This window comes from Pseudoalteromonas sp. MSK9-3 (genome assembly GCF_003590335.1).
GTDB lineage: Bacteria > Pseudomonadota > Gammaproteobacteria > Enterobacterales > Alteromonadaceae > Pseudoalteromonas.
Genome location: NZ_MIET01000005.1, coordinates 1 through 4,647 on the forward strand (window position 1 = coordinate 1; position 4,647 = coordinate 4,647).

Annotated in this window: 4 protein-coding genes; all 4 read left to right on the forward strand. The window is 40.4% G+C overall.

The window, feature by feature from the left end:
- Positions 1–323: 323 nt before the first annotated feature.
- The 4 genes from BGP78_RS01150 to BGP78_RS01165 all read left to right on the forward strand — a co-directional run bounded on the left by BGP78_RS01150 (position 324) and on the right by BGP78_RS01165 (position 4,236).
- Complete coding sequence (locus BGP78_RS01150; RefSeq protein ID WP_119859684.1) at positions 324–725, forward strand: DUF4177 domain-containing protein; 402 nt, start codon at positions 324–326, stop codon at positions 723–725.
- Between the two features lie 219 nt (positions 726–944).
- Entirely contained in the window at positions 945–2,483 is a 1,539-nt protein-coding gene (locus BGP78_RS01155; RefSeq protein WP_119859685.1) for a transposase, read from the forward strand.
- Positions 2,484–2,690: 207 nt separating this feature from the next.
- On the forward strand, positions 2,691–2,993 hold the full coding sequence (locus BGP78_RS01160) for a hypothetical protein (RefSeq protein WP_119859686.1): 303 nt from the start codon (positions 2,691–2,693) through the stop codon (positions 2,991–2,993).
- Positions 2,994–3,462: 469 nt separating this feature from the next.
- The gene (locus BGP78_RS01165) at positions 3,463–4,236 is read left to right on the forward strand and encodes a transposase (RefSeq protein ID WP_119859687.1); all 774 of its coding nucleotides are present in this window, start codon (positions 3,463–3,465) and stop codon (positions 4,234–4,236) included.
- Positions 4,237–4,647 lie beyond the last annotated feature (411 nt).

Here is a 4,647-nt window from a genome sequence, read left to right on the forward strand (position 1 = left end):
GCGCCGCGTTGCTCTTCAATATAAGCCACTTCATTAAACTCTTTATGAGTATCTAAGCCAATGAAAAGTATGTTATGTTTAGTCATGCTAGCCTCTGCTATTTAGTTATTTGACAAACTAAGTATGGCTCTGGCTTTAAGCTAACCCACGAAAATGCGGAGGCTAGCACCGTGTGGGAGTCATTATGTCTATAACGCTATGAAAGTCTGGCATTCGTAAAACTGTCATATAGCTTTCAGGTTGATTTCGTATTGTTTTCGTAAAAAGGGTACGAAATTGAATTATGGTTACCTTGTCTCAAACAAACAGGTTATAAGTATCTAATGAAAGTAAATGCAGAATTGATAATTGAGCTAAGACATCAAAAGTTTTGGTCCCAAGAAGAACTAGCGATTGCCGCAGACTTAAATTTAAGAACTATTCAGCGAATAGAAAAAGAGGCAACTATATCGCTACAGTCTAAAAAATCGTTGGCGTCTGCACTGGAAATAGATATTCATGATTTGGATTATAAGGAAACTATAAAGATGATAAATTATGAGTACAAGACAGTATCAATTAAATTTAATCATGGCTGGTTTAAAAAAGGTACATCAAATGTAGATGCCGCCTTAAATGAAGAAGCAATTGATGGTTGGCGATTTAAGCAAATGGTAATGCCGACAGATGCAACTGGTGGCACAGAAAAAATGATCGCTATTTATGAAAGAGAGTTGGTTGAATAGCGTTATAACAAGCAATTCAAGCGGGACTTTGGAGTTTGCTCGGTTCCGCTTCGCTACACATTTTAGCAAACTACAATTTGCCCCTTACCAGAGCGTTGAGGCTTTAGAATTACTCGTTTCAGGGACTTGTTCTACACTACTTAACTTGTTCGCTTTTCAACCTTGAACCGAGTTGGTTACTGTGATCTAATAGATATTATTCACCCACGGTAAATTGTTATGGCTAACTACAAGCCTGACTTATCCTGCCAAAATAAATTCATTCCAATCAACTTTTCTGAACAGATATTGCCAGGTACATTTGAGTACGGGCTTTGTTATATTGTTGAAAATAAGCTCGACTTATCGGGGTTTGATGCTTGGTATAACAATGATAAAGCCGGCGCGGCGGCGTATTCGCCAGCGGTGATGTTAAAGATAGTTTTACTCGGTTATGCACATGGGTTGATCAGTAGTCGCCGTATCGCCAAGGCCTGTGAAAACAATATTTTGTTCATGAGTGTATCGGGCGATGTGCAGCCGCATTACACCTCAATCGCGGCGTTTGTGGCAAAAATGCATGAGCAAATTGAACCCTTGTTTACCCAAGTGCTGATGATATGTGATGAAGAAGGGTTAATTGGCCGTAACATGTTTGCCATTGATGGGTGCAAATTAAAGTCCAATGCCAGTAAAGAGTGGAGCGGTACATTTGATGAGCTTGGGCGCAAAAAAGCCAAATTAGAGCGCGCGAGTAAACGCATTATCGAGCGGCACCAATCACAAGATAATCTAAGCGAAGAGCAGGTTAATCAAGATTTAAAGCAAAAAGAAAAGCTAGATAAAAGTGCTGATAAAATCACACAGTTTCTTGCCACACACCAAGAAAAAACAGGGAGCAAAGGCAAGCCAGTAAAAAGCAACGTCACCGACCCTGACAGTGCAAAAATGACGACCTCAAAAGGCACCCTCCAAGGCTATAACGGTATCGCGATTAATGATGATAAACACCAAATTATACTGCAAGCACAAGCATGGGGTTCAGTAGGAGAGCAACAAACCTTACAACCTGCGGTGGCACAATTAAAACAACAATTGGCTCAGGTTAGTCAGAATCCTCAGTTAACTAAACAACGTACTAAGTTCACCGCAGACAGCGGTTTTAACAGCGAAGCGAACCTTGAATTCATGGCAGAAAGTGGCTTTGATACTTACATAGCCGATAACAAGTTTAGAAAGCGAAACCCGCTGTTCAAAGAGAGTGAAACGTATGAAACAGAACAAGAGAAACGGCGACTAAAGCGACGTCATGGCAAGCCCCGTTTATTTACCTCAGACGACTTTTATTATAATGAAACAACACAAACGTGCAGATGCCCAGCAGGCAATGAGATGTGGCGAAGCGGCATAAATGTAAAAAGTCATCATCAACAATACACACGATTCTGCGGTTACTTAAAAGACTGTAAAGTCTGCCCCCTGCAACAACAATGTATGCGAAAACCGCCGATAAAAACAGGCAGACAAGTGCAGTTTAAAAATAATGACTCGCGTAAAAAGCTAAGCTACATGGATAAAATGAAAGTCAAAATAGACAGCCCAATGGGGCGCAGGGCATACAGCAAACGACTTGGATGTATCGAACCCGTGTTCGGAAATATCACAGTGAATAAAGGGATGAATAAACTGACCTTACGAGGACAAACGAAAGTGAACGCGCAATGGCAGCTGTATTGTCTGGTACACAATATAGAAAAGCTACAAAACAGGATACATTAAGAATAGTAGAGCCATTTTAACCAAAATGAAGCCACAAAAGCCCGCTGTTAAGACCGATAAAACCCCCTCAAAGAATATAATGAAAATCAAAGTGGAAAGCCACTAAACGATTGAATCAAAATAGGAACTCGGCTATGGTTGAGGCATCAATAAAAAATAAATTAAAACGAGTAATTCTACAGGCTCGTTATGTGAATTAGGAGAACTATGGAAAACTGGCCAATCTATCTAGTATCACTATTGGTACATTTAGTTATGTTCTCATCTGCTGCATATTCGGTATTGAGTTGCACGATTAGAACTGCTTTTGAAAAATCGAATTTAGTGTTGTTGGCACTATTTTTACCAATTCTCGGGCCAGCCATAGTGTACCATATATTAAAGAAATTTGTGAAACATAAAGGACAATGGATCGATACAAGTGGAGGTTCAAATTTTGAATCTTCTGGTTCGACAGATAATTCAGCATCCTCTGACTCTGGTGGTGATTCAGGAAGCCGTGGTGATTGAGTTGCTAAGCTATTCACATAACACATATGAGCCTTAACTCTGTCAATAGGCACTAATGTTCTTTTTGGCCGTTTTTATAAGTGACGGCCAACTCTAAATCAATAAACAAATCCGTTTATTTCGTCTGTCGATGTGGCTGTTAAGCAAGTTGCTTACGGCAAACACATAGTGAGGCTCTCTTATTGCGATCTCATCGCTGCCTGCTTTTTTCCATTTCCTTATGGGTTCGCAGGGGCACTATGCCTAAAAGGATTTAGGCAGTAGAGCGAAGCAGGATGCCAGAGCCGAGACATTCATCGGTTAACCTCATCATGGCACTATTCAAGGCGGCTGGTTTCATCATTGTGATCCAGTTAGTTTCAGGCTCAAGTCAGGTGTAAGCGACTTTGCTTATCGTATTAAGAAAAATTTAGAAGACATATATGTCACCTTAGGCCTACCTTGTATTGATGTGTGTGCGTATGCAGTGATGAGTAACCATACGCATATTGTACTTTATGTAGATGATATAAAAGCTAAAAGACTGAGTGATAAAGCGGTTATTATCAGGTGGCATAAGCTGTTTAAAGGTACCATACTGTCTCACAAGTACCTTCAAGGTGAGCGATTAGACTCAGCGCAGCAATACTTTTTAAATAAAGACATTGAACAATTTAGAGAACGTTTAGCAAGTATCAGCTGGTTTATGCGGGTACTGAATGAAAGCATTGCGCGAAAAGCGAATAAAGAAGATAACTGTACGGGTCGATTTTGGGAAGGGCGCTTTAAATCACAAGCTTTACTTGATGAAGCTGCATTGGCAGCGTGTATGGCGTATGTTGATTTAAACCCAATTAGAGCAAAAATGGCAGAAAAACCCGAAACCTCAGACTACACCAGTGTAAAAACTCGTTGTGAACATGCCAAAGAAGGCAAGCAACCGAAACACTTAGCACGTTTTGCAGGTAGCCCCCGAAAGCACATGCCCAAAGGTTTATCGTTTGAATTAAAGTCCTACTTAGAACTGGTAGAGTTAACTGGTCGATGTATGCGAGCAGATAAGCGAGGCGCTATAAGCCCAGTTAACTCCCCAATTTTAGACAGACTCAACATCGCCCCAGAAAACTGGCAAAAACTCACTACACAATTTACTAAAGTATTCCATGGTGCAGTAGGGCGACCCCAAAAGCTTGATAATTATTGCGCGAGCCTAGAAATAAAACGGCGAGCTAATTACAAGCAGTGTGAAAGGTTACTTGCTTAATTTGAGACCACCAAGATAATCTTTATATAATCAATACACGATGATTTGTAGGGTTAGGCGTGCCTTTTGGATGCGTATAAGTTCAGTTTTTCTATTTCTGAGCTTATACCACATGTAGTTAATTCGATTTTACTAACTAAGCGATGTTTTAGATTGAACGTGGCCCGTTGATTAGGTATAGGCTTTTTTGGACTTCCTATTTTTGAATGGGTTATGAGACAGGGCAAGAGCATGAAAAGACATTATAAATTCAAGACCTTTTCAAGGTAATCTGTACTGCGCATCGCTTTCTTTTGCTTTGCGGGCATACCTTTCTTAAAGCTCGTTTCAGCTTTTAGGTGATTAAAAGCGATATGCCTAAGCCCTGCGAACACTGATGCTGCTCCTTCACGCCTAATTCGGCAATCATCT